Genomic DNA, 931 nt, shown 5'->3' on the forward strand with positions numbered 1-931 from the left:
GGCAGGGTATGGACGATGCCCTGGATCGAGTTGTAATCACGATTGGTCAGGGTGATCAGGGCTTCGAAGGCGTCGTCCACCTGACGCTGGGCAAGGATGCGGTTGGCCCGGGCGGTGTCGTAGCTGGCCTGGGATTGCAGCACGTCGGTCTTGTCCGACAGGCCCACGTCGAAGCGCTCGTTGGACTGGTCCAGTTGGCGTTTGAAGGCGGCTTCCTCGGCCTTGGTCGAGGCCAGGTTGTCCTGGGCGCGCAGCACGGCGAAGTAGTTCTCCGCGCTTTGCAGGATCAGGTTCTGTTCGGTGGCCGAGAGTTGCAGCGAGGCCTGTTCGTTGATGTCCTTGGCCGCTTGCAACTGGAACCAGCGATCGGCGCGGAACAGCGGCTGGGCCAGGGTTGCCTGGTAGACGTTGCCGCTGCGGGTCGAGGTCATGGACGGCTCATCGAACTTGGTGCGGGTGTTGCTCATGTCCGCGCCGGCCGAGAGGTTCGGCAGCAGGCCGGCGCGGGCCTGGGGCACCACTTCCTTTTGGGCGCCGTACTGGGCGCGTGCAGCGGCCAGATCGGCATTGTTGTCCACCGCTTCCTGGTAGACGCTGACCAGGTCGGTCTTGGTGGTCAAAGGCGCTTCTGCTGCCCAGGCCATTCCATTGGACGCACAAGACACGGCAACAGCCAGTGAGAGTTTGCGCAGCATTCGGCGATCCCTAGAGTTGATATTACGGAGATAATCCAGGCGCCAAGGCTAAGGCGCGACCCATAGAGCGTCAAGGTTCGACACAGGGCAAGGAGTGTAGAGCCGCTGGCAGGTCGCAACAATCCGCTGATTACGCCATTCATCCTGCTTATTGCACGGGGGTTGGCGTTCTGTCCCGGCTTTGTCTAGACTGGCCCGGTTCTTGTCGGGGTGCCTTGCTATGAGGCTGAGATCGG

General features: G+C 62.1%; 1 pseudogene. It reads right to left on the reverse strand.

The annotated features are described in order from the left end of the window. Positions 1 to 695 (reverse strand): annotated as a pseudogene (locus BLX41_RS34125) (TolC family protein); the annotation flags it as partial. Positions 696 to 931: the final 236 nt, after the last annotated feature.

This window comes from Pseudomonas protegens (genome assembly GCF_003732485.1).
Lineage (GTDB): Bacteria > Pseudomonadota > Gammaproteobacteria > Pseudomonadales > Pseudomonadaceae > Aquipseudomonas > Aquipseudomonas protegens_B.